The organism is Exiguobacterium sp. s78, assembly GCF_018618985.1.
In the GTDB taxonomy this organism is placed as follows: Bacteria; Bacillota; Bacilli; order Exiguobacteriales; family Exiguobacteriaceae; genus Exiguobacterium_A; species Exiguobacterium_A abrahamii.
The window spans coordinates 1,544,819-1,566,477 of the sequence record NZ_JACSNB010000001.1 but is presented as its reverse complement, the minus strand read 5'-3'; the positions used below and the strand labels follow the sequence as shown (position 1 = coordinate 1,566,477).

At 48.1% G+C, this 21,659-nt stretch carries 25 protein-coding genes and 1 other annotated feature; of the genes, 14 read left to right on the top strand and 11 right to left on the bottom strand.

Annotated features, from left to right (window positions below; genetic code table 11):
- Positions 1 to 213: 213 nt before the first annotated feature.
- Genes nikA through KNQ18_RS08170 form a run of 5 tightly spaced genes read left to right on the top strand, consistent with a single transcriptional unit; the run spans position 214 to position 5,217 of the window.
- Complete coding sequence (gene nikA, locus KNQ18_RS08190; RefSeq protein ID WP_215084447.1) at positions 214 to 1,824, top strand: nickel ABC transporter substrate-binding protein; 1,611 nt, start codon at positions 214 to 216, stop codon at positions 1,822 to 1,824.
- Positions 1,825 to 1,836: 12 nt separating this feature from the next.
- On the top strand, positions 1,837 to 2,778 hold the full coding sequence (gene nikB / locus KNQ18_RS08185; protein WP_215084445.1) for a nickel ABC transporter permease: 942 nt from the start codon (positions 1,837 to 1,839) through the stop codon (positions 2,776 to 2,778).
- Positions 2,775 to 3,620 carry a nickel ABC transporter permease subunit NikC gene (gene nikC / locus KNQ18_RS08180; protein ID WP_483299401.1) on the top strand — a complete coding sequence of 282 codons (846 nt, stop codon included), beginning with the start codon at positions 2,775 to 2,777 and terminating at the stop codon, positions 3,618 to 3,620. The genes nikB and nikC overlap by 4 nt, the downstream gene beginning before the upstream one ends.
- Positions 3,617 to 4,423, top strand: coding sequence for an ABC transporter ATP-binding protein (locus tag KNQ18_RS08175; RefSeq protein WP_215084444.1), 807 nt, complete (start codon positions 3,617 to 3,619; stop codon positions 4,421 to 4,423). The genes nikC and KNQ18_RS08175 overlap by 4 nt, the downstream gene beginning before the upstream one ends.
- Positions 4,420 to 5,217 carry an ATP-binding cassette domain-containing protein gene (locus tag KNQ18_RS08170; RefSeq protein ID WP_215084442.1) on the top strand — a complete coding sequence of 266 codons (798 nt, stop codon included), beginning with the start codon at positions 4,420 to 4,422 and terminating at the stop codon, positions 5,215 to 5,217. The genes KNQ18_RS08175 and KNQ18_RS08170 overlap by 4 nt, the downstream gene beginning before the upstream one ends.
- Positions 5,218 to 5,264: 47 nt before the next feature.
- On the opposite strand, the gene KNQ18_RS08165 is transcribed toward KNQ18_RS08170, so the two are convergent.
- The 3 genes from KNQ18_RS08165 to KNQ18_RS08155 are packed head-to-tail and all read right to left on the bottom strand — an operon-like array spanning position 5,265 to position 7,140.
- Positions 5,265 to 6,035, bottom strand: coding sequence for an ABC transporter permease (locus KNQ18_RS08165; RefSeq protein WP_149427169.1), 771 nt, complete (start codon positions 6,033 to 6,035; stop codon positions 5,265 to 5,267).
- A complete protein-coding gene (locus tag KNQ18_RS08160; protein WP_215084440.1) occupies positions 6,032 to 6,916 on the bottom strand; it encodes an ABC transporter ATP-binding protein in 885 nt (294 codons plus the stop codon). The genes KNQ18_RS08165 and KNQ18_RS08160 overlap by 4 nt, the downstream gene beginning before the upstream one ends.
- The gene (locus tag KNQ18_RS08155; RefSeq protein WP_064300069.1) at positions 6,913 to 7,140 is read right to left on the bottom strand and encodes a PLDc N-terminal domain-containing protein; all 228 of its coding nucleotides are present in this window, start codon (positions 7,138 to 7,140) and stop codon (positions 6,913 to 6,915) included. Before KNQ18_RS08155 ends, KNQ18_RS08160 begins: the two co-directional genes overlap by 4 nt.
- A 197-nt stretch (positions 7,141 to 7,337) precedes the next feature.
- Between KNQ18_RS08155 and KNQ18_RS08150 the strand changes: the two genes are divergently transcribed.
- On the top strand, positions 7,338 to 7,688 hold the full coding sequence (locus KNQ18_RS08150) for a hypothetical protein (protein WP_064300068.1): 351 nt from the start codon (positions 7,338 to 7,340) through the stop codon (positions 7,686 to 7,688).
- 223 nt (positions 7,689 to 7,911) lie between these two features.
- On the opposite strand, the gene KNQ18_RS08145 is transcribed toward KNQ18_RS08150, so the two are convergent.
- Together KNQ18_RS08145 and KNQ18_RS08140 are read right to left on the bottom strand one after the other, a co-directional pair.
- On the bottom strand, positions 7,912 to 9,003 hold the full coding sequence (locus tag KNQ18_RS08145; protein ID WP_149427171.1) for a hypothetical protein: 1,092 nt from the start codon (positions 9,001 to 9,003) through the stop codon (positions 7,912 to 7,914).
- A gap of 76 nt (positions 9,004 to 9,079) precedes the next feature.
- Positions 9,080 to 9,598 carry a helix-turn-helix domain-containing protein gene (locus tag KNQ18_RS08140; protein ID WP_149427172.1) on the bottom strand — a complete coding sequence of 173 codons (519 nt, stop codon included), beginning with the start codon at positions 9,596 to 9,598 and terminating at the stop codon, positions 9,080 to 9,082.
- A gap of 149 nt (positions 9,599 to 9,747) precedes the next feature.
- Between KNQ18_RS08140 and KNQ18_RS08135 the strand changes: the two genes are divergently transcribed.
- Positions 9,748 to 10,017 (top strand): hypothetical protein, encoded by a 270-nt coding sequence (locus KNQ18_RS08135; RefSeq protein ID WP_058705074.1) that lies wholly within the window; start codon positions 9,748 to 9,750, stop codon positions 10,015 to 10,017.
- A 67-nt stretch (positions 10,018 to 10,084) separates the two neighbouring features.
- Here the strand turns inward: KNQ18_RS08135 and solA are convergent, their stop codons facing one another.
- The 3 genes from solA to KNQ18_RS08120 all read right to left on the bottom strand — a co-directional run bounded on the left by solA (position 10,085) and on the right by KNQ18_RS08120 (position 13,990).
- Positions 10,085 to 11,236 carry an N-methyl-L-tryptophan oxidase gene (gene solA, locus KNQ18_RS08130; protein WP_215084438.1) on the bottom strand — a complete coding sequence of 384 codons (1,152 nt, stop codon included), beginning with the start codon at positions 11,234 to 11,236 and terminating at the stop codon, positions 10,085 to 10,087.
- 52 nt (positions 11,237 to 11,288) lie between these two features.
- Positions 11,289 to 12,752, bottom strand: coding sequence for a methyl-accepting chemotaxis protein (locus KNQ18_RS08125; RefSeq protein WP_251133323.1), 1,464 nt, complete (start codon positions 12,750 to 12,752; stop codon positions 11,289 to 11,291).
- A 767-nt stretch (positions 12,753 to 13,519) separates the two neighbouring features.
- Complete coding sequence (locus KNQ18_RS08120; protein WP_215084436.1) at positions 13,520 to 13,990, bottom strand: DUF2975 domain-containing protein; 471 nt, start codon at positions 13,988 to 13,990, stop codon at positions 13,520 to 13,522.
- 146 nt (positions 13,991 to 14,136) lie between these two features.
- On the opposite strand from KNQ18_RS08120, the gene KNQ18_RS08115 reads away from it, so the two are divergent.
- The 4 genes from KNQ18_RS08115 (at position 14,137) to KNQ18_RS08100 (ending at position 15,620) form a co-directional block, all read left to right on the top strand.
- A complete protein-coding gene (locus KNQ18_RS08115; RefSeq protein ID WP_029341445.1) occupies positions 14,137 to 14,361 on the top strand; it encodes a DUF2188 domain-containing protein in 225 nt (74 codons plus the stop codon).
- 130 nt (positions 14,362 to 14,491) lie between these two features.
- A complete protein-coding gene (locus tag KNQ18_RS08110) occupies positions 14,492 to 14,707 on the top strand; it encodes a helix-turn-helix transcriptional regulator (protein ID WP_197484517.1) in 216 nt (71 codons plus the stop codon).
- The gene (locus KNQ18_RS08105; RefSeq protein WP_215084434.1) at positions 14,700 to 15,083 is read left to right on the top strand and encodes a hypothetical protein; all 384 of its coding nucleotides are present in this window, start codon (positions 14,700 to 14,702) and stop codon (positions 15,081 to 15,083) included. Before KNQ18_RS08110 ends, KNQ18_RS08105 begins: the two co-directional genes overlap by 8 nt.
- A gap of 117 nt (positions 15,084 to 15,200) precedes the next feature.
- Positions 15,201 to 15,620 (top strand): hypothetical protein, encoded by a 420-nt coding sequence (locus KNQ18_RS08100; protein ID WP_215084432.1) that lies wholly within the window; start codon positions 15,201 to 15,203, stop codon positions 15,618 to 15,620.
- A 4-nt stretch (positions 15,621 to 15,624) separates the two neighbouring features.
- Here KNQ18_RS08100 and KNQ18_RS08095 read toward each other — a convergent pair whose 3' ends face one another.
- The gene (locus KNQ18_RS08095) at positions 15,625 to 16,173 is read right to left on the bottom strand and encodes a GNAT family N-acetyltransferase (RefSeq protein ID WP_215084430.1); all 549 of its coding nucleotides are present in this window, start codon (positions 16,171 to 16,173) and stop codon (positions 15,625 to 15,627) included.
- Positions 16,174 to 16,257: 84 nt separating this feature from the next.
- Positions 16,258 to 16,503, top strand: a binding site (T-box leader).
- 56 nt (positions 16,504 to 16,559) lie between these two features.
- Here KNQ18_RS08095 and ileS point away from each other — a divergent pair.
- The 3 genes from ileS to KNQ18_RS17305 are packed head-to-tail and all read left to right on the top strand — an operon-like array spanning position 16,560 to position 20,632.
- Positions 16,560 to 19,643 (top strand): isoleucine--tRNA ligase, encoded by a 3,084-nt coding sequence (gene ileS, locus KNQ18_RS08090; RefSeq protein ID WP_215084428.1) that lies wholly within the window; start codon positions 16,560 to 16,562, stop codon positions 19,641 to 19,643.
- A gap of 10 nt (positions 19,644 to 19,653) precedes the next feature.
- Positions 19,654 to 20,139, top strand: a complete 486-nt coding sequence (locus KNQ18_RS08085) for an SMI1/KNR4 family protein (RefSeq protein WP_214804680.1) — start codon at positions 19,654 to 19,656, stop codon at positions 20,137 to 20,139.
- A 16-nt stretch (positions 20,140 to 20,155) separates the two neighbouring features.
- A complete protein-coding gene (locus KNQ18_RS17305) occupies positions 20,156 to 20,632 on the top strand; it encodes a GNAT family N-acetyltransferase (RefSeq protein ID WP_215084426.1) in 477 nt (158 codons plus the stop codon).
- Here KNQ18_RS17305 and KNQ18_RS08075 read toward each other — a convergent pair.
- Complete coding sequence (locus KNQ18_RS08075) at positions 20,611 to 20,862, bottom strand: hypothetical protein (RefSeq protein WP_215084424.1); 252 nt, start codon at positions 20,860 to 20,862, stop codon at positions 20,611 to 20,613. The two genes, KNQ18_RS17305 and KNQ18_RS08075, sit on opposite strands and share 22 nt — an antisense overlap.
- Before the next feature lie 58 nt (positions 20,863 to 20,920).
- Positions 20,921 to 21,577 (bottom strand): carbon-nitrogen hydrolase family protein, encoded by a 657-nt coding sequence (locus KNQ18_RS08070; RefSeq protein WP_215084423.1) that lies wholly within the window; start codon positions 21,575 to 21,577, stop codon positions 20,921 to 20,923.
- Between the last annotated feature and the right edge of the window lie 82 nt (positions 21,578 to 21,659).

Genomic DNA, 21,659 nt, shown 5'->3' with positions numbered 1-21,659 from the left:
CGCAACATACAAACTAGGATACCGCTTAACACAGTTGATTACAATTATTGACAAACAAGAGGCGTACACAGAATGTTACTCAGTTAAGCGTGGAAATCCTGTCAAAAAGCGCCTTTACGTCCAGTTAACATCTAGATTATCCATTGACAATCCTTACCTTTCCCTCTTACAATTGAAAATGATTATCAATACAAGTTGGGAGTTCTGCCTACCATGAACGTTAACCGTAAAAAATTACTGATTTCTACTGTCTCGATCCTGTCTTTGACATCATTATTGATCGGCTGCTCGAACCCGGGCGAGTCGACAGGAGAGCGAAAAGATAAAGATACATTGACGCTCGCGTGGCCACGCGACGTCGGAACGATGAACCCGCACGTCTACAACCCATCACAACTGTTCGCACAGTCGATGATCTATGAGCCACTCGTCCACTACGGAGAAGGTGGAAAGCTCGAGCCATATTTAGCCTCGTCTTGGAAGATCTCTCCGGACGGAAAAACGTATACGTTCACGCTCCGTGACGGCGTCAAGTTCTCGGACGGTTCGACGTTCGACGCAGCGATCGTCAAAAAGAACTTTGACGCGATCCTCAAACAAAAAGCCTTACATAGCTGGCTTGGCTTCATCACGAAAATTGAGAAGACAGAAGCTGTCGATGCGAAGACGTTCCGCCTGACATTATCCGAAGCCTATTACCCGACGATTCAGGAACTCGCGGTCGTCCGCCCGGTCCGTTTCCTCGGAGAAGCGGGATTCCCTGAAAACGGCGATACGTCGAAGGGTGTCAAAAAGGAAGTCGGGACAGGTCCATGGATGCTCGACGAATACAAACCGGATCAGTATGCGACGTTTAAGGTCAACAAGAACTATTGGGGTCCGAAGCCGAACATCGATCACATTAAGGTCGACATCATCCCGGATGCGGAGACACGTGTCTTAGCACTCGAAAAAGGACAAGTTGATCTGATTTACGGTGAAGGGGCGATCAGCATCGATGCCTTCAACCAGTTGAAGACGGATAAATCCTACAAGACAGAAATGTCCGAACCAGTCGCGACGCGTCTTCTCGTCTTGAATACGAAAAATAAGCGTCTGTCTGACGAACGCGTCCGCCAGGCGCTCCAGCACGGGTTTGATAAAGCCGCTCTCGTCGAAGGGATCACGTCGGGAATAGAAGCACCAGCTGACTACCTGTTGCCACCGAACATGCCGTACACGTCGAACCTGAAAGTGAAGCAACGAGATTATGACGTCAAGGAAGCGAATCGTCTCCTAGATGAAGCAGGTTGGAAACTGCCGAAAGGTGAAACGATCCGCGTCAAGGATGGTCAACCGCTGCAAATCGGAATGATGTATGATGCGGCCGAGCAGGTCCAAAAGGCGATGGCCGAAACACTCCAGTCGGAATGGTCGAAAATCGGCGTCGAGCTGAAGACGGAAGCTGTCGAATTACCGGATCAAGTCCAGCGCTTCAAGGACAACCGATTTGACATCAACTTCTACAGCAACTTCGGTGCACCGTATGATCCGCATACGTTCGTGAACCTGATTGATACGGATGGCTTCGGCTTCAAAGAAGCGATTTCGGCTTATCCGAATAAAGAACAACTGTTGCAAGAGATTAAAGATGTCTTGAAGACGACAGACGAGACGAAGCGTCAGAAGATGTACGCCGACATTCTGCCATCTCTCCAAGATCAAGGGGCATTGATTCCGATCTCGTACTTGAAGAAGATGGCGGTCTATCAGTCGGACGTGACGAACTTCCAGTTCCCGGCGAACCGGGATGAGAGTCCATTTGCCCGGATCGGCATTAAGTAAAGGAGGGATGACATGGGGGTCTTCCTCGTCAAACGCATATTATCCGTCATCCCGATTTTGTTACTGGCGGTCTTGATTCTGACAGGGTTGATTCATTTGTCACCGGTTGATCCGGCACAGGCCTATCTGTCCGCTGCTCATATCCAACCGACGGATGAACTACTCGCTGCCAAACGAGCAGAATTCGGACTCGATCAACCGTTCTATCAACAATACTTCGATGCCGTCATCCGCCTGGCGCAGCTCGATTTCGGCTCATCGTATCTTTCCGGAAAACCGGTCCTAGAAGATGTCTTGCTCCGCTTACCACCAACGGTCGAGCTGGCAGTGACAAGTCTACTGCTCGCACTCGTCATCAGTATCCCGCTCGGGTTCCTTGCCGGGATCAAGAAGAATGGATTCTTTGATCATCTCAGTCGGGCAATCGCCTTCATCGGGGCTTCAATCCCGTCGTTTTGGCTCGGATATCTATTTATCTTCTTCTTTGCCGTCCAGCTGGATTGGTTTCCGGTCGGTGGGACGGGAAGTGTGATGCACTTGATCTTACCGGCATTGACACTCGCCTTTCCGTTGATCGCCCTGTATACGCGATTGCTGCGCGGTAGTGTGATCGAAGCGTTGAATGAACCGTATGTCTTATTTGCCCGGACACGCGGATTGAAGGAAGGACGGATTCTTGGGAAACACGTCCTTCGGATGGCGATTCCGCCGATGATCACGGGTCTTGGGATGAACCTTGGGAAGTTGCTGACGGGAACGATCATCGTCGAGACCGTCTTCTCGTGGCCAGGATTCGGTCGCTACTTCATTGAAGCAATCTTTGATCGGGATATGCCGGTCATCCAAGGCTACGTCTTTCTCGCGGCACTCGTCTTCATCGGTAGCAGTTTGCTCGTCGACATCATTCAAGCCGTGCTCGATCCACGCCTAGCGAAAAAAGGAGGGACGGTATGAATACTCCACTTCCAGCAACAATGATCCGGTCGCGGTATACACCGCTTCTTTATCTTTGTGCATTCGTCTTAATCGGGATGGCAGGCATTGCTTTGTTCGCACCATGGATCGCGCCGCATGATCCGAACCTCGTCGACTTGACGCAAAAGCTTCATGGTCCGTCGTCAGCCTATCCGCTCGGAACGGACCAGCTCGGACGCTGTCTCTTATCGCGCTTGATTTACGGCGCGCGGATCTCACTCGGTTGCGCCGTGTTGATTTTCATCGCCTCACTTGCGATCGGACTGTTCGTCGGAACACTAGCCGGCTATCGTGGTAGCTGGATCGATCAACTCTTGATGCGCCTGTGTGACGGTGTGATGGCATTTCCGAGTCTGATTCTCGTCCTCGGTCTCGTCGGTATCTTCGGTCCAGGTCTCAAGCAAGTCATCATCGCCTTGATGCTCGTCCAGTGGGTCTACTACGCGCGGATGTTCCGCGGAATGGTCATGACGTTGAAGACGGAAGCGTTCATCGCCGCTGCTCGTGTCAACGGTTCGTCTTCGTGGAAGATCATTCGGACGCATATTCTGCCGAACATCTTACCACCGCTGCTCGTCATCGGGACGCTTGAGATGGGCTGGGCGATCATGGATATCTCGGCGATGTCGTTCCTCGGTCTTGGTGTCCAGTCACCGACAGCCGAGTGGGGGGCGATGATTCACGAAGGAAAATCGTACATCCGGACGAATCCGGAATTGATGATTTATCCGGGACTTGCGATCATGCTCGTCATCATCAGCTTTAACCTAGTAGGAGAACAGTTAGCAGAACGATTCGGTGTGTCAAAAACGATGAAATGAGAGGAGGTGCCCGTATCGAACCGATCTTAGCTGTCGACGGTCTGACCGTCCGTACGAAACAACAAGTGACACTGATTGAAGAGGTATCATTCTCGATTCAACCTGGTCGGATCCTCGGTCTTGTCGGAGAGAGTGGTTGTGGGAAGACGGTGACGAGTCTCGCTTTGATGCGTCTGCTCAATCCGCAGACGACAGACGTCACCGGTGACATCCAACTGAATGGCAGATCAATCATGTCTCTATCCGAACGAACCGTCCGAACGATTCGAGGCGGTGAGATTGCGTTCATCATGCAAAATCCGATGAGTGCCTTCACACCGGTCTATTCGATCGGGCACCAGTTGATCGAGACGATTCAGACCCATTCACGTTGTTCGAAACGTGAAGCGAAACAACAAGCGATGACGGCACTCGAAGAAGTCAATCTGACGGATGCCGCCCGATTGCTCAAAGCTTATCCATTCGAACTGAGTGGGGGGATGTTGCAACGGATCATGATCGCCTTAGCCGTTGCCCTGCGCCCAAGCGTCTTGATTGCCGACGAACCGACGACGGCACTCGATGTCTTCAATCAGAAGACGGTTCTTGAATTACTCGAACGGATGCGGGCAACTTACGGAACGGCGATGTTACTCATCTCGCATGATCTAGGTGTGATCGCTGAACTTGCAGACGATGTCCTCGTCATGCAGCAAGGACGGATCGTTGAGCAAGCAGATGTTTTTGAATTGTTTGATCGACCGCAACATCCGTATACACAGTCACTTCTTGCACAGCATCTAGGAAGGGAGGCGTTCGGATGAGTTTACTACAGATCGATCAAGTCTCACACGTCTATAAACGCCGGTTTCGACCAGCACAGACCGTCTTACATGATGTGTCGTTGACGCTTGAAGCGGGACGCTGTCTCGGATTGCTCGGGTCGAGTGGTGCCGGGAAAAGTACGCTCGGACGATTGTTGCTCGGACTCGAACGCCCGTCAAGCGGTACGATCTGGTTCAACGGTATCGACCGGCATGCGACAAAACGACCATTTCAAGGTGACGTCCAAGTCGTCTTTCAGGATTCCTTCGCTGCGGTCAATCCGAAGCTGACGGCTGCCGATATCATCGCCGAACCGCTTGATAACTTCATTCGTTTAAAGGGTGAAGCACGGCAACAGCGTCTCGTCACGCTTATCGAACAAGTCGGGCTCAAGGCGACGGATCTGACAAAATATCCGGCGCAGTTCAGTGGCGGGCAACTGCAGCGAATCGCGATTGCGCGAGCGATTGCTGCTGAACCACGTCTGATCGTTTTAGACGAAGCAGTCAGTAGCCTCGACATGGTCAACAAACGATTGATTCTTGCATTGCTAGCTGACTTGAAGCGGCTACACGGTCTAACATATGTCTTCATCACCCATGACATTAAAGCTGCCGAGCAACTTTGCGACAGCTTCGCGATCTTAGAGCAGGGACGTCTCGTCGGGCACTACCCGAGTTTAGTTGCGTTCGATGCTGCGACGGATCCTGCCGTCGAACAGATGCGCCAAGCAAAACTTGCCGTGCATCCAAGGCAACGAACGATTCGAAAGACACAAGCAAACAAAGGATAACGGACGGCTGAACGGCTCCGTTATCCTTTTTGTGTTGTAGCGGTGGATCAATAAGCCGTTTTTCGGAACCGAAGTGCTGACCAGCCGAGTGTGAGAAGAATCCAAATGAGACAAGAAGCGACACCGATTAGATGGGACGAAGAAAAAAACGACGTGTGCGATGGAAGCGACAGTAGCGCACCAGGCATAAAGAATAGAATGTCTGGCATTAGCGAAGGAAGTGCGACGAGTAGCAAGGAAACGACGAGCGACAGGATGCCGATCGGAACGGCGCGTTGCAAAAAGGTGCTGATCAGAAGTGTCAGACTGACGACGAATAACGTCCAAAGACTAAAATCGAGAATGATGCGAAGTGCAAGCATCGGTGAGAGAGATCCGAACCAATAGACGGTCAAACTATAGGACGTGAGTGCGCCGATCAGAATCCCGAATAGACTAATCATCCCGTGACTGAACCATTTCGACAGCAGATAGATATTTCGCGAGACGGGACGCGTCAGAATGAAATCCTGCATGCCAGTTTGTCGGTCTGAAGCAAGCAATCCCATGAAGCTCATGATCAGGACAATCAAGCCGAGCTGATTGAACTGTCCGTGGATCGTTGCGCTGAAGACGTCAAGCGGTTGCGGAGTAGGACGATTCGGATCAACGATGATTCCGTCTGCATTTCCGACGTGTGCGAGCAAGACATCCATGTACATCAACAGTAATGGTTGTGTCACCCCGAGGGCAATGAAGAACAGCGGTAACCAAACGATCTTCCATTCTTTCCATGCTTCCAACCACTCGGTCCATGTCAGCGTATAAAAGGTCCTCATACGTCTGCCACCATGTCGAGGAACCGTTCCTCGAGTCTGATCGGTTGATAGGCAATCGAAGCAATCGACCATCCTAGCTGAATCAGAGTAGTCGCTAACTGCGAGAGATCAAGCGGCTGCTGCGCGGAGAACTGATAGCAGCACGGGTTGATTCGATCAATCTCGACTCGTGGAAATAGTGTCGCAGAAAAAGACGGGGCAGCTGTAAGCGTCTCGACTTGAATCCGATATTGATCCACGTTGCGTTGATTGTCGAGTGGACCTAACAATTTTCCGTGTTTAATGACGAGGAAGCGATCGCAACACGTCTTTGCGTCTTCTAAGAGGTGCGTTGAGACGATGATCGTCATCCGTTTCTTTAAGCGGAGGATCAATTGATTGATATCATGTCGACCACTCGGATCAAGGGCGGAAGCCGGTTCGTCGAGAATCAAAAATATCGGTTCATGTAAGATGGCTTGGGCGATTCCGAGACGTTGGCGCATCCCGCCGGACAAGCGTTCGATGACTTCTGTTTGTTGATCGTGGAGTCCAACTTCATTTAGAACGTCCGGAATCCGCTTATTTAACGTTGCGCGATCGAGACCTGACAAGCGACCGAAAAAACGTAATGATTGTTCGCACGTCATCCAAGGCTTAAAGTCGGTCTGTTGTGATAAGTAGCCGATCGATTGCTGCTGTTGACGGATGGAGCGCGAAGACATCGTGATCGAACCACGGTCACTCTCGATCATGCCGCTCAGACATTTCAGGAGTGTCGTCTTTCCGGCACCATTCGGACCAATCAGTCCAAGACATTCATGTTCGTGAATCGTAAAGGAAATATCGTCTAAGATAAGACGTCGTTGAAGTGAAAGCTGGAGATGAGAAATCTGAATCATGCTGTCATCCTCCTTCCGAGGACGAAGTAGAGAATCGAGCCAATCGGCTGGACGAGGAGAATAATCAATAACCAAGTAGTCGGTGTCGCGATCCGGTCCTTCCGTCTAAACCAATCGATACAGGCGCAGCTGAGTAGAATCAGGTTGATGGAGATGTAAATCAATAATAGGGGCAGGAATTGTTCCCAGTTGATTTGTGATAAGGCAGAGAAATCTGTGTTCATAAAAAACCCTCCTTTTCTATTACCATTATCAATAATGAAAATAGAAAAGTCAATGCCATAGACGAATCATCGTTAGTTCTCAATCAGTTAGAGCTATGATAAACTTCTCTTATCAAAATTTTCCAAATGCGATTTGAATCAAATAGTTTAAATGAAAAACGAACTATCAAACGAATCATGATTTTAAGGAGGCTTATATGCAGATTTATCAATTCAAAAAAGAGGTTGGTAAGAAGATCACGAAATTTGATTCGAACTTTGTGATGTCACGGATCATGCAGACGGAAAAAGTGACGCATATCGGATGCATCCATTTAGAGAAGGATGGCGTGGTCGGTTATCACCAGGCTGTCGTGCCGCAACTTCTATTAATTGTAGAGGGTGAGGGCTTTGTAAGAGGGGAAACGGATGACTACATAAATGTTCAGTGTGGGGAAGCCGTGTTTTGGAAACAAGGAGAATGGCACGAAACGAAGACGGATACGGGTTTAACAGCGATCGTGATCGAAAGTGAGTCACTGGATACGTCATCTCTCGTTTCCGTATGACGAAACTAAGTGGGATACATAAAGAAGTTGACTCAAAAAAAGAATGATTCGCTTTCTCACGCCCTTTCCTCAGGCGAGACACAAGCCAGTTTTCCTGCTTCATTCAAGCAGGAAAGCGGGTCTTGTTTGTCTCTGACAGCGCAAAAATGCGCTTTTCCTGTAGGAGTGGCGTGTAAAGCGTCATTCTTTTTATCTTTGTCGAGACTAGAGTTTGCGTCAGCCTCTACTCTGATTCCGTACACCGTTTTTCTAATTCTTCGAGACATAGATGTAACCGAACAGTTATCATTTCTCGATTCCCCATCTGTTGCGTTGTTTTAAGATTGAGATGAGGATGATTTAGAATGTCGTAGTGCTCATAAGCTTCTTGCAATACCCATAATGTATAATCATCCAGTATCCGTCGAGTTTGAGTGGTGAGTTCGTCTCCAACCACGTTAGAGCAATATCCGCTTATGAATCCATCAGCTATTTTGTTAAGAACATAACTTTTTTCTTGATATGCTTGATTTATGTATCGTGGAGCATTTGAGAAGGCTGGTAACAAAAAATTGTAACAAAAAACAAAGTAAGCTGCATATTTCAAATCAAAGTCCAATCTTGGAAACGGGTCAATGATTGCAATGTGTTTATCACTTAAAATTAAATTTTCTGGTGTTACATCTTGATTCACGAGCGAGATCTTTTGAACCTGAGTTCGTCTATTTTCAATTAAAGCATGAATATGCTGACTGACTTTTTCTTTATCAAAGCAAAGATTAGAGTGAATGAGAGCATTTAAGGCGGTTAAGACGTGTTCATTTTCTTCCAGCCATAATTCATCCTCGTTTCTTAAATCACTACCTTGTAAAGTTTCCACTTGCCAGTGCAGTTCCCCGAAACCAACAATAGAGGTTTTCTGGTTGTGTATACGATGAAAAATTTGTCCTAATTTCGTACCGTAAGAATGGGCTTTATTCTGATCGAGTAACAATAAATCTGTTCCACGACCCATGAACGTTTCTACTGTAAATACTGTGTCATCTTCAATAAAATACTGATAAAAGTCAGGACAGACATTTTGGTCACTTGTATTGGCATGTAAATAGTAAGCTTTCGTAGACTCATACTCTGTAGTCAGCTCTTGTTCATCAATCTGTTGCAACTCCCCATAAGCCTCATTCTTTTTTATGCGAATTACAAGGTCTTGATCATCTACTCTTTTTAACTTATATACAGTGTGCCAAGCTCCTTCACCAATCTTTAGAATCTGTTCTGCTTTTATGTTTAACGTATCCAGTACAATTGCATCAAGATCTTCTTTGATCCGTTTCATGGGGTCTATTTTCTCTCCCTCACAATGTTGTCTCGTTTCAGTTTGGTGAAAATACTCTTCTAGAAACGGAGCGTGTTTAGGGCAAGATGACGAGTGAGACGGTCCGTTCAGTTGCCTGGTCTTCTGTCTCTAGGTGATGATATTTTTCGAGCAATGTTCGCATGTCCTGTTGAAAATCATTGAAGGTTTCATCCGTCAGTTGCAATTTCGCGATCGAGAACGTCGAGTGGTCCTGACCTTGCGTTTGAACGGTCTGTTCGAAGTACGTCTGGTACTGCTGCAAGACATACATGAAGTAGAACGAGACGAAGTTCACTTTTTCATCGTACGTCGCACTGTTCCAGTCTGCTTCGCTGATTTGATAACCGCTCGTGTTCAAGGCATAGATTTTTTCCTCGACTTTTCCGACGCGCTGGACGGCGACGATTTTCAACAACTGATCGTCCATCATCGCATTGACTTGCCGGTATAAGGTCGACTGCGGTACATCCGTTAAACGTTGATTCAGTTGCATGATTGATAAGCCGTCTTCGCGATCAATCAATTCGAGTGCAATCTTAAACCGGACATGATTTTTGAATAAGTTAAAGTTCACGACGTGTTCCACTCCTTCGTTCAATCGATTCTAAAACTATCTTATCATGCTTTTGGAAACATTCTTAAAAATGATAATGTAAAAAGAGGGAATTTGATGTATTCCTTGAATGATTTACATTAGAGTATGTTTTAGAAAGGAGCCTTCATATGAAAAATACAAGTTATCGCTACGGTACATATGCACTCATTACAAGTTTTTTCTTATTCTTCATCGTTCAGATGTTCCGAGCGTATATTGAATTATCTCCAGAATTTCTAGGAGAAAACCTTGGTGAGTATTACTTAACATATTTCCCGATGAGTGCGTTGATTCTTGGACTCGTCTTACTGATCCACGGCTGGTGGACTGAAGATGAGAAAAAACAGCGTGAAAAGTTAGTTGCAAAAAATCAACAAGAATCGAATGAATCGGTGTGACATCATTCCGTTGATACAGAAGACCGACAACGATTTTTCGTTGCCGGTCTTTATCGTTTCATAAGCCTTATTTCGCAAAACGTTTAATCGCGAACGGTCCGATCGGTTCAGTCGTCGATCGTTGCATGATCAATTCACTGAGTACTTTTCCGACTAAGCTGCTGAACTTGAACCCGTGACCGGAGAAGCCGGCGGCGATCGCGATGTGCGGATAGTCCGGATGCAAATCGATGATGAAGTCCTCATCTGGCGTCATCGTATAGAGACACGTTTTGCCGTGAGCTAAAGTATCGATTGAGGGCATGAACGTATTCGTGAACTGTCGTAAATCAGCCAGATCACCCGTCTCTTGACCGAATGGACGGCGTGGTTGATTCGGATCAACGGGAATCCCACCGTCGTGGCGTCCGATTTTCAGGCCGGTTTGAGCGATGCTTGGAAAACCGTAATAATAACCGGCGGGTGTATCAAAGGCGAAGGCAGGGAACACCGCGTCGTTAAATACCTCTTCCGCTGCTTCGAACCAGGCGAACGTCTTGCGGACCGGTCGCAGCGGTAAGGAGAGTCCAGTCTGTTCCAGTAACGGACCAGACCAGGCACCAGCTGCGACGATCAACGCGTCAGCCGAATAGGTGTCTGATCCGACGGTCACGTCAACGCCAGTGGCGTGGGCAGTGAGCGTCGTCACTTTCGCATTCGTCCGAATGTCGACGCCGTTCGCGACAGCAAGATCGCGATACGCTTCAATACAATCCTCGCACTTCAATACACCAGACGTCGGTTCAAAACAGCAGATATAATCGTTGGGCATCGTTAAGCCGGACCAGCGGGTTCTAACTTCCTCAGCCGTCAGGACCTCGAGCGGCAAATCGTATTGCGCTGCACTCCTGATGATCGTTTGCATCGAACGGGACGAACGGTGACCAGCGTTTAAGACTCCCGTGTTCAGGAATAGACTTCGGCCGCTGATCTGTTCTAACTCATACCATAAGCGTTGCGCGGCTAATGCCAGTGGTACGTAGGCTTCACCTTCACCGTAGGCATGGCGAATGATCCGAGTCTCCCCGTGATGGCTCGCCTGATCATGCGGTGGATTGTGGGCATCTAACAATAGGATTTTTTGATCGGTTCGTGAAAGATAGTAGCCGGCTGCCATCCCCATGGAACCGGCACCGACGATGATGACATCATAATGGGACATCTGGTTCGACTCCTTCATATGTAAGTTCACACCAGTATAGAGTGAGAACCTAGAAATGACAAATGAAAGATTAAATCTCGAAGCGACGGGCTTCTTGTTCTAAGTGTTCCGTTCGTGTGTTTAAATCACCGACAAGTGTATGCAACGTCGTGATCGTCGCGATCATCTGTTCAGATGCAGCGGCGACTTCCTCGTTACTTGCCGTATGTTCTTCCGCGACAGCGGCAATTTCCGTCAAGGCATTACGAATGAACCGTTCTGCCTGCAAGACGTCTTCCATCTGTTGGGTCATCTGCTGTGTTGCTGACGAGACGTGCGTGACTTGATCCGTCAACCGTTCGAACGTCGTATCTGTATCGAGAACGATCTGTTCACCGGCTGCAGTTGCTTCGACCGTCGTCTTGAAGCTATGTTGCATCTGCTGCGCACTGGCTTCAATCGACGTGACGATTGTTGCGATCTCACTGACACTGCTAGCGACGTGGCTTGAGAGATTCTTGACCTCGGTCGCGACGACAGCGAATCCTTTTCCTTGTTCACCAGCTCGTGCCGCTTCAATCGCGGCATTAAGGGCGAGTAGATTCGTCTGTTCGGAGATACCGCGGATGATACCGACGAGCGTTTGGATATCCGATGATTGCTGTTTCAGTAAATCAATCTGTTCAGCAGACTGCGTGACGTGCTGATGAATGTGGCGCATCTGTTCGACAGAAGCGGACATTTGATCCCGTCCGACTCGTGTCAGTGTTGCCATCTGCTCCGTCGTTCCTTGAATTTCGACACCAGACTGATTCGTCGTCTCGATCAATGCTGCGAACCGATTCATCTCGTCATTCAACGAAAGCGTGACTTGCGTCTGACTTTCTGTTCCGGTCGCGATTTCCGACATCGTATGAGCGATTTGTTCGGAACCGTCGAGTACTTCTGATGTACTTTGATCAATCGATTGACTCGTTGTCGAGACGAGAGTGGCTGTCTGTTTGATATCAACGATCATCGTCCGTAACATCTCGTTCATATCACGAATCGAGATCGCAAGCGCATAGATTTCGTCTCTCGAAGCAATCGTCAAATCGGTCAACGTCTGTTTTGCCTGATCCAGTCGTCCCTCGGCAATCAAGGCAGCGACTTTCTGTAACGTCTCGAGCGGACGTAATTTTCGACCGAGTACGATGTAGAGCAAGACGAGTGTGATCGTTAACAGAAGAAGTAAAAGTCCAATGAAAATCGGTGCATTTTGTTTTAATATTTCTGTTGTGAGGGCATCGATTTCTTTCGCAGCGATGTCGACGCCAAGAATTCCGATGATTTGACCAGACGCATCCTTTAACGGAACGTAGACACTCATATACTGTCCATATACAGGATCATCAATGATGTCCGTCGCGTGTGCTCCACCATTTAATACGTCCTTCATATCAGCGACTTTTGCGCCACTCGCCGGTTCATTAATCTTTGCGGCATCTTTCTTCGGAAGACCGTCAATCAGCAAACGAACCTTGTTTTGGTCGATGCGTGCTGTGTATGTATACAAGAGTCAGTTTTGTTTACGTAAGGTATCAAGTTGATTCCGTAGGGTTTCATACTGCTCGGACGCGACAGGCGATTGTAGGAATTCGCTATAAGCCACTGTGTCGAATGTTTTGCTGATGCGAAGCGCGTCCTTTTCGGCGGTCGCTTTCAGCGTTGAGACTGCAGTTTGTTTTGTATTGAAGTATAAGGCCAGACTACTAAAAACAAAAAAGGCAATCAAAATCAAACTAATCATTACTAAAAGACGTGTTCGGATGGAATGGTTCTTGGTTGTGTTTTTCACATGCAACCGTCCTTTCAACTCATATTTTCTATCTGTAATTCATTTATCGGTCGTTAAAATACATATTAAACAGGACCTTTTGACGATTTTTTTATAAAAGGTCGTAAGAAAAACCGTTTTTTCTTAAAAAAGGATTTATTAAGAATGATTCAGGGCACATAGTAGATAGAAAAAAAATACAAGTTGAGGGAAGAGGGATTGAGATGGAAAGTGAAGTCGATCATCGAATCGAGGCAAGACATGTATATGAAAATGAATTACGAAGACACGCGGTCAGCACAAAAAAAACCACATTTCGATTGATGACATGTCTACGTTGCCAATCGAAGATTCTGTTGAAACAGGGACATCAGGATAGCCATCAATGTGACGCGAACTAAAAAATCCCGCTCTTAGGAGCGAGATTGAACAAAGTGTATAGGTAGGAAAAGCAACGGCTAGAATGACAAAAACAATCATGAGCACTTGTTTTTCGGTCGTTCACGTTAGGATTTCATAGGCAACACATAGCGTAATAATAATTGTTGGATACAGGCAAGTAGCGTTCCGATTGTCAACGGAGCAAGAATCAAACCGATTCCGATGATAATCAGACCAGGCGCGTCGTCAATCTGACCAATATAGAAAAAGACAGGAAAGAGACATGCCGTTAAAATGGCGACGATATAAAAAGACAATTTCATCGATTGAATGGAAGCTGTGATGAGCGGAAAAGCCGGAGGAGCCATCGACATATATCGAAGGATGCGGAGCGCATGGAATAAAATCAAAAGAGTCGGGAAGAAGATAAGGTATGCGGTCAATAGAACACTGTAGCCAGGTCGCTCGAGTAACAAGTTTTTCGTGATACCATGCCAGACAAGTGGGATACCAAGACCAGCTAAACCGAACAGACTGAAGATGATACCGAAGACGATAAAGCGTAAAAACCGAACTTGCCAGACGAAATGATTCACGATATCAACTCCTTTCGAGGCAACAAACGTTTCTTTTAGTATACTGCATCTCCCGAAAGGCTAGTAGAAAATTCAAGTGAAGAGGCAACCGCACTTTAAAATAGTGTCATGAAGATGAAATAGATTAAGGAAATGGAGGTCACGTGATGAAACGAGAGCAACATGTCACGCCGCATCCAAAAGGTGGCTATCAAGTGAAAGCTGCCGGTGCGACTCGAGCAACCAAACGATTCGCTACACAGAAAGAAGCGATTGCAGAAGGGCGTCGCATTGCGAAAAGTCAGAAGACAGAGCTCGTCATTCATAACAAAGAAGGGCAGATTCGCGAAAAAGATTCCTACGGACACGATCCATTTCCACCACGAGGTTGAGCTATCATATACGACACGTTCTGAGCATCAGAACGTGTTTTTTAATGATCCTCATGTCAAATGTTTTTGACATGAGGATGGAAGTTCATTACAGTAGAGATGTAAAAAGAATTTGACACGTCGTGGAGGTATGAACGTGAGAAACCACATCAAGGAGCGACGTCTAGCGGCAAAATTATCGCAACAAGAACTGGCTGACCGTTGTCAGGTCAGTCGGCAGACGATCAATGCGATTGAAAACAACAAGTATGATCCGACTTTACAATTAGCGTTTAATATCGCCAAAGTCTTGCAGACACAAGTCGATCATCTGTTCATTTCAGAACAGGAGGAATGGGATGTCTAAGAAAAAAACGGTTTTATTTTTAGTGACGCTCGTGATAGTGGCGAGTCTTACCATCATTAGTATGATCATCGAAAACAACGTAACGTTCTTCTCGATTGTTCAATTGGCGATTTTGTTGATCATGTTCTTCTCGTATTTTACGTGGGCGCGTTCAGGAGAAGACAGTCGACCGACACCGAATGATGAACTTGGAGAAAAGATTACGACGGAGAGTGGGCTCGTTAGCTACAAAATTCTGATCGTCCTGATTTTTGGATTTATTTGTCTCGATTACTTTTTACATGGATCAACGAATCTGTTATTGATCGTCTTGTTCGCGATCGGACTGACACTGTTGCCGATCATTGAATTCCTAAAGGCACGATCCTATCGATGAAAAGAAATGGCAGTCGATCTTCTGCAACGGATGTTAGATACATTACTGGGAGAGACGACTCGGGTAATAGTGCAAGTGCCAATTAACAGCGATTTTTTATGGAGGAAGGGAATCACCGTGACGGAATTAGAGTACCGATTAAGGAAACATATTGCCGAGATGGATTTCGAGAAAGCAGCGAAATTATTTTTAGAGTTAACAAAAGAAGAGCAATCCAACATGATCCTGAGTGCAGGGTTTGATACGTTTCATCTCACGATATATGCCTTTATGAATTATTTACTCCAACACCATGAATCAAGCGAGATACATGATTTGACGTCTTCATTGATGTTACATCCACTTTGCCATCTCGAGGGAGCTTGCGTAATCGCTTTATTCCATGCAAAAAAAGCAGTCGAATTAGATCCTGATAACATCGAATGGTATATCAATTTATTGATGTTTGAAAAGCATCCCGATGCCTGGTTTGCGCAAACAGAAGTAGAAGAAGTCTACCGACGGATCAAAAAGTTAGAGTCGAAGAACCTAAAGTGAGATTTTAGACAGACCAATCACTCTGCAAAATCGAGTACATATACAGATCGTCAAACTGACCACGTGTTTTCTCATATTGACGAAGCAACCCTTCGCGTTGAAAACCAAGCCGTTCAAGCAATCGTTGTGAAGCGGAATTCTCTGGTAAGACGAGTGCTTCAATACGATTTAAAGAGAGCTCTTCAAACCCATATGTGATGACTGCAAGCGCTGCTTCCTTCGCGATGCCTTGTCCCTGATAGGCAGAATTCAACTCAAACCCGAGTTCTGCCCGCTGATGACGTGTTGCTTGATTCAAGAAACCGCAACTGCCGATGATGACATCGTCTTCTTGCAACGCAATCCCGAACCGGATACCCGAGCCTTCGCGACGAATCGAGGCGTACCAGTCAATCTCTTCAAGCGCGTCTGCTTCTGATTGGAACGGAGCGAGCCCCATCTGTTTGACGACGTGTTCGTCTGATAAATAGGCGAGGACACTTGTAGCATCTTCGGGTAACACTTCGCGTAAGACGAGACGGTTCGTTTTAAGCGTTGGGAAAGTATGTAACATTCAAAAATCTCCTTTGCAAGAAAATGTAAAAAGCTGTTGTGCAGTCTTTAAGTCATATGGTAAGATTCTCCACAACAAGAGCATATCATTTCGTTGACGAGAAAGAGTAATGATTGTCCCTCTGCCCTACAGAAAACCGGGATTGCTGAGAACCGGTAGCCAGATCAATCATGAAGATCCTCTCTGAGAAGTCACGCTGAACCATTCAGTAAGCGTGACCGGGTGTCCACCGTTACATGGAATGCACATGATAGTGTGCAACTAAGTGCTGTCGAGAATAAGCATTCTCGGCGGAATATGGGTGGTATCGCGGTGAAGTCCGTCCCTGACAAAGGGGGCGGACTTTTTTGTATTCTCTTAGTTACCGACAAAGGAGCGAACAAGAGATGACGTCACAAAACCAAGCAGAAACCGTACAACAACGCGAAGCGCGTGTCCGAAACAGATGGAAACAAGATCAGGTCTTCGCACGATCGATCGAGCAACGCACGGAAGCGGAATTCGTATTCTACGAAGGACCGCCGACTGCGAACGGTTTACCCCACGTCGGTCATGCACTCGGACGAACCGTCAAGGATACCGTCGCCCGCTATAAGACGATGCAAGGATTCCGGGTCGAACGAAAAGCCGGCTGGGATACACATGGACTACCGGTCGAACTCGGGGTCGAGAAACAACTCGGCATCTCCGGCAAACAAGCGATCGAAGACTATGGTGTTGAAGCATTCATCGCACGCTGTAAGGAAAGTGTCTTCTCCTATGAAACACAGTGGCGTTCCTTCACGGAAAAACTCGGCTACTGGGTCGACATGGATGACCCTTACGTGACGATGGAGGACGAGTATATCGAAAGCGTCTGGCACATCCTCGGGACGATCCATGACAAAGGCTGGTTGACGAAGGGACATCGTGTATCACCGTATTGTCCGAGCTGTCAGACGTCACTTAGTTCCCATGAAGTCGCGCAAGGCTATCAGGACGTGACGGACTTATCGGCGACGGTCAAACTCCCGATCGTCGGCATGGAGCAGACGTTTCTACTTGCATGGACGACGACACCGTGGACGTTACCGGCAAACGTCGCGGTGGCGGTTCATCCGGAATTGACGTATGTCACGGTAGCGTTTGAAGGAGAGCAATTCATTGTCGCAAAAGCGTTAGTCGCTGAACTGTTCTCAGAATCCGTCGAGGTCGTATCCGAACAGCTCGGTGCGGAACTCGTCGGCTTGTGTTATGAACCACCGTTTGATTTCGTGACGCCAGAGAACGGTCACACGGTCGTCGGGGCGTCCTTCGTCCAAGCGACGAGCGGAACCGGACTTGTCCATCTTGCTCCAGCGTACGGGGAAGAAGATTACCGGGTCGTCCGGGAAAACGGTCTGTCATTCGTTAATGTCGTCGATGCTGCTGGATGTTACACGGACGCCGTTCCACCACTCGTTGGTCGATTCGTCAAGGAGTCAGACGTCGCGATCATCCAGCTGCTCGCTGAACGGGGACGCTTGTTTGCGAAAAAACGCTATACGCACAGCTATCCGCATTGTTGGCGATGTGACTCGCCACTGCTCTATTACGCACAAGACAACTGGTTCATCGAGACGACGGCCGTCAAGGAACAACTCCTTGCGAACAATGCGTCTGTGACGTGGTATCCCGATCACGTCAAGGAAGGGCGGTTCGGGAAGTTCCTTGAGCAACTCGTCGACTGGAACATCAGTCGCAATCGCTACTGGGGCACCCCACTGAACGTCTGGGAGTGTGAAGCGTGTGATACGACGTTCGTTCCGAAAAACAAGGCTGAGTTGTTGCACCGGACGACGACATCGACGGAATCCGTCGAGTTGCATAAACCATACGTCGATGCGTTATCGGTCTCGTGTCCGACGTGTCAGGGAGTGATGCACCGGACACCAGAAGTCATCGATGTCTGGTTTGATAGCGGAGCGATGCCGTTCGCGCAACAGCATTATCCGTCACGGACGCAGACGCTTAACCGCTATCCAGCCGATGTCGTCATCGAAGGCATCGATCAGACGCGGGGCTGGTTCTACAGCTTGCAAGCGATCTCGACACTCTTCACGGGACAGCCTGCTTATAAGCGCGTCCTCGCACTCGGGCACGTCCTCGATGAGAACGGGCAGAAGATGTCGAAGAGTCGTGGAAATGCCCTCGACCCGGTGGCTTTAATCGAAGCATATGGTTCTGATAGCTTACGCTGGGCGCTACTCGTCGACAGCAGTCCGTGGAGTGCGAAACGGTTTGCTGAGCGGATCGTCCAAGAAGCAAAATCAAAACTAGTCGATACACTGGATCATGCCGTCCAGTTCTATCTGACGTATGCCAAGCTAGACGGATTTGATGGCTCACGTCCGCAAAAACGGACGCGTCTCGACGAATGGTTGCTCTCGCGTGTCCATCAGACGACGCAAGACGTGACGGATGCGATGGACGATTATCAATTGACTCAAGCAGCACGGAGTCTTGCGCAACTCGTCGATGAGATCAGTAACTGGTACATCCGCCGTTCTCGGGAACGTTTCTGGCAAGCTGACTGGTCGCAAGAGAAACAAGCCGCGTACAAGACGCTTCACTTCGCACTTTCGACGACGGCACGACTACTCGCTCCGTTCACGCCGTACCTTGCTGATGATGTCTATCAGCGATTAACAGGAATGAGCGTACATGTAGCGGATTATCCGGTTGCCGATCAATCGATGCTCCGACCTGATCTGGAATACGAAATGGCACAGGTTGTCTCTGTCGTCGAGTTAGGACGACAAGTACGTAATACGCACGCTTTAAAAGTCAAACAACCGCTTGCTAGCTTAGGCGTCCAATCGAGTGAAACCTTTTCGTGGTCGGACTATACGGCAATCATCCAAGAGGAACTGAATGTAAAAGACGTCCAAATCGTTCCGACGACGCAAGCGACGACACGGTTCCGTCTTAAACTGAACTTCCGCGCAGCCGGAGCGAAATTCGCACAGCAAGCGAACGCGATCCACCAATGGCTACAACAATTGTCTGCACAGGAGACTTCCGACTTGCTTGAGACAGGAAGATTAATCTACCGGACCACATCAGGCGATGAAGTCGAGGTGCGTCAAGCGGACGTCATCGTCGAACCAATCGTCAAGACGGGTTTTGCTGCTGCGACGAATGGTGGACTCACCGTGACGCTCGATACGCGGATCACGGAAGCACTGGAGCAGGAACGCTGGATGCGGGAGCTCGTCCGCTATATCCAGTCGGAACGAAAGGCAAAAGCGTTATCGCGGGACGCCCGAATCGATCTCGTCTTATCGGTCGATACGACGTTCCAACCAATCGTCGAGACCTTTGAGCCTTTGTTATTCAAACACCTTGCTTTATCCTCCGTGCGAACTGAACCGCTACAGGGAGCAGGGGATGTTCAGCTAGGCGGACACGATGTCGGTGTCTCGTTCACACCAACGAAAGAATATTGTTAAGGAGAAGAGCATGATTGCATTAGAAGCATTAAAAGGTCGACTCGTCGACGGTTTGTTAGAGGTCCAAAAAGAAGAAGGATATGTTGCCCGAGAACGTTTCATCTTTAACCGAGGGGCGACGGACGAACAGCTCGCGCTGTTACCTGCGTGGACGGCAGACGACTATCAGGCGTTCTTGCGTCAACATAACGGGGCGAAGCTGTTTCAGCACGAAACGTTATCCTACAACGATGGATTCGAACTCTTTTCGATCGAGGATTGCCTGACGTATAGCGAGATTTGGGAATGTCCCGAAAACTTCTTAGCGATTGGCGCAGGACCAGACGGGGAGTGGATCGTCTACGAGATGAATCGCCCGGCAGGATATCGGATCTGGAGTGGGGAATTTCTTAATTTCGAGGAATGGGAAGAAGACGCAATGCCGTTTGGCTTCGAGCGATGGCTCGACTACTTGATCGTCGCGCAAGGCACGCAATTTTGGGAATGGTTCCGGTAAGAGAGGAAGAGGTTCAGTGGATATTCAATTAAAGGTAGCGTCTCTTACAGACGCTCCGAAGCTTCACACGCTTCAACTCGAGGCGTTTTCAGAGACGCTCGAGCGGTATCAGGATTTTGCAACGAATCCGGCGAACGAATCGATCGATCGTGTCATTCACCGGATCACACATCCGAGTAGTACGTTTCATCAAATCATCGTCGACGATGTCGTCGTCGGCGGGATTTGTGTCGTTGCGAAAGCAGCGAGGCGCTACGCGATCAGTCCGATGTTCTTAGATCCAGCCCGTCATGGTGAAGGGATCGCCCAACGCGCATTACAGCTCGTTGAAGCAGCTTATCCGACTGCAACGACATGGGAACTGCGGACGATTCGTGAAGAGACACGTAACTGTTATTTCTATGAGAAGATGGGCTATCGATTGACCGGTGTCAGTCAACCGCTCAACGAACGGGCGACACTTGTTTCTTATCAAAAATCGGTTTCGGCATGAGCGGGTTTTTTCGGAAGGAAGAACCACCACAGATTAGTCAAAAGAGCGGCAAGAACGGCAAAATTAAACAGATAAAGGCAAAAGAAGAAGACGAACTCGCCGATGTCCTCAAGGTTAGCTAACGGATTATCGACCAGGTATGATTCGTGACTAACGCCGAAGATGAACAAAGGAAAGAAGACATAGAAGTATCGTTTCCAAAAGAATGACGCACGACCTGTTTGAGACATAAGAGCACCTCCTGAAGGAATGGCACGCTTCTTCCAGTCAGAAGAAGCGTGTGTTCGTTTACGATAAAGAGGGTGTACCGACGACTTCGACGTGACGCGTGACCGTATCAAACAGACGTGTCCGGGTATCGTTATGAGACAACAGCAACGGTTCACCGGTCTCGTCATAGATGAAGGCAATCGGAATCGAAAAACCACAGTTGCGGTACGAACCATCGGCATGACTCGTTCCGATCATGAGTGCTCGTTGCGCCTGACTGATGATACGCGCTTCACCGGACCACTCAACGTACTGATCCTCGCTGAACATGCCGACGCCAATCGGATTGAAGATGAGATCAAGTCCGGATTCCTCGCGTAGTCCGTCTTTTCCTAAGAAGATTTCACGGCAGAGGACGTATCCATAGCGGAACGACCCGTCGTTTGCTGTTGATGGTGTATAAAGTGGTCCAGCTTCTGGTGTTTTTGCGCGATCAAGGAGAATCGTCCCGGTCGCATCGATGATGACAGCGCAATCGAGATTCGCTTCATCTTTGTAACCGAGGACGATTGCTGTTTCGAACTGCTTGGCAAGATGTTGCACGCGTTCGAGTTCTGCGACCGTACAATAGCCTTCCGGGTAGACAATCAGGTCGACTTCAGGATAAGCGGCGATTTCACGTTCGAATTGCTCGAGCCCGGTCTCGCGTTTCGGTTGGGCGATTAATAATTTCATCAAAACATCCTCTCAGGCATAAATATATCTGAAAAATCAGACTTTCCATTCGTCATGATTTTACCATTAGTGGTAAAATAAA

Bases quoted from the DNA above. Each gene is read 5' to 3' on its own strand.
- KNQ18_RS08150 (WP_064300068.1), top strand. From the start codon at position 7,338: ATGCAGATTTATCAATTCAAAAAAGAGGTTGGTAAGAAGATCACGAAA.
- KNQ18_RS08115 (WP_029341445.1), top strand. From the start codon at position 14,137: ATGAAACGAGAGCAACATGTCACGCCGCATCCAAAAGGTGGCTATCAA.
- KNQ18_RS08070 (WP_215084423.1), bottom strand. From the start codon at position 21,577: ATGAAATTATTAATCGCCCAACCGAAACGCGAGACCGGGCTCGAGCAA.
- solA (WP_215084438.1), bottom strand. From the start codon at position 11,236: ATGAAGGAGTCGAACCAGATGTCCCATTATGATGTCATCATCGTCGGT.
- KNQ18_RS08095 (WP_215084430.1), bottom strand. From the start codon at position 16,173: ATGTTACATACTTTCCCAACGCTTAAAACGAACCGTCTCGTCTTACGC.
- KNQ18_RS08085 (WP_214804680.1), top strand. From the start codon at position 19,654: ATGATTGCATTAGAAGCATTAAAAGGTCGACTCGTCGACGGTTTGTTA.
- KNQ18_RS08160 (WP_215084440.1), bottom strand. From the start codon at position 6,916: ATGATTCAGATTTCTCATCTCCAGCTTTCACTTCAACGACGTCTTATC.
- KNQ18_RS08155 (WP_064300069.1), bottom strand. From the start codon at position 7,140: ATGAACACAGATTTCTCTGCCTTATCACAAATCAACTGGGAACAATTC.
- nikC (WP_483299401.1), top strand. From the start codon at position 2,775: ATGAATACTCCACTTCCAGCAACAATGATCCGGTCGCGGTATACACCG.
- ileS (WP_215084428.1), top strand. From the start codon at position 16,560: ATGACGTCACAAAACCAAGCAGAAACCGTACAACAACGCGAAGCGCGT.
- KNQ18_RS08110 (WP_197484517.1), top strand. From the start codon at position 14,492: ATGAACGTGAGAAACCACATCAAGGAGCGACGTCTAGCGGCAAAATTA.
- KNQ18_RS08145 (WP_149427171.1), bottom strand. From the start codon at position 9,003: ATGAAACGGATCAAAGAAGATCTTGATGCAATTGTACTGGATACGTTA.
- nikB (WP_215084445.1), top strand. From the start codon at position 1,837: ATGGGGGTCTTCCTCGTCAAACGCATATTATCCGTCATCCCGATTTTG.
- nikA (WP_215084447.1), top strand. From the start codon at position 214: ATGAACGTTAACCGTAAAAAATTACTGATTTCTACTGTCTCGATCCTG.
- KNQ18_RS08105 (WP_215084434.1), top strand. From the start codon at position 14,700: ATGTCTAAGAAAAAAACGGTTTTATTTTTAGTGACGCTCGTGATAGTG.
- KNQ18_RS08075 (WP_215084424.1), bottom strand. From the start codon at position 20,862: ATGTCTCAAACAGGTCGTGCGTCATTCTTTTGGAAACGATACTTCTAT.
- KNQ18_RS08175 (WP_215084444.1), top strand. From the start codon at position 3,617: ATGAGAGGAGGTGCCCGTATCGAACCGATCTTAGCTGTCGACGGTCTG.
- KNQ18_RS08165 (WP_149427169.1), bottom strand. From the start codon at position 6,035: ATGAGGACCTTTTATACGCTGACATGGACCGAGTGGTTGGAAGCATGG.
- KNQ18_RS08135 (WP_058705074.1), top strand. From the start codon at position 9,748: ATGAAAAATACAAGTTATCGCTACGGTACATATGCACTCATTACAAGT.
- KNQ18_RS08170 (WP_215084442.1), top strand. From the start codon at position 4,420: ATGAGTTTACTACAGATCGATCAAGTCTCACACGTCTATAAACGCCGG.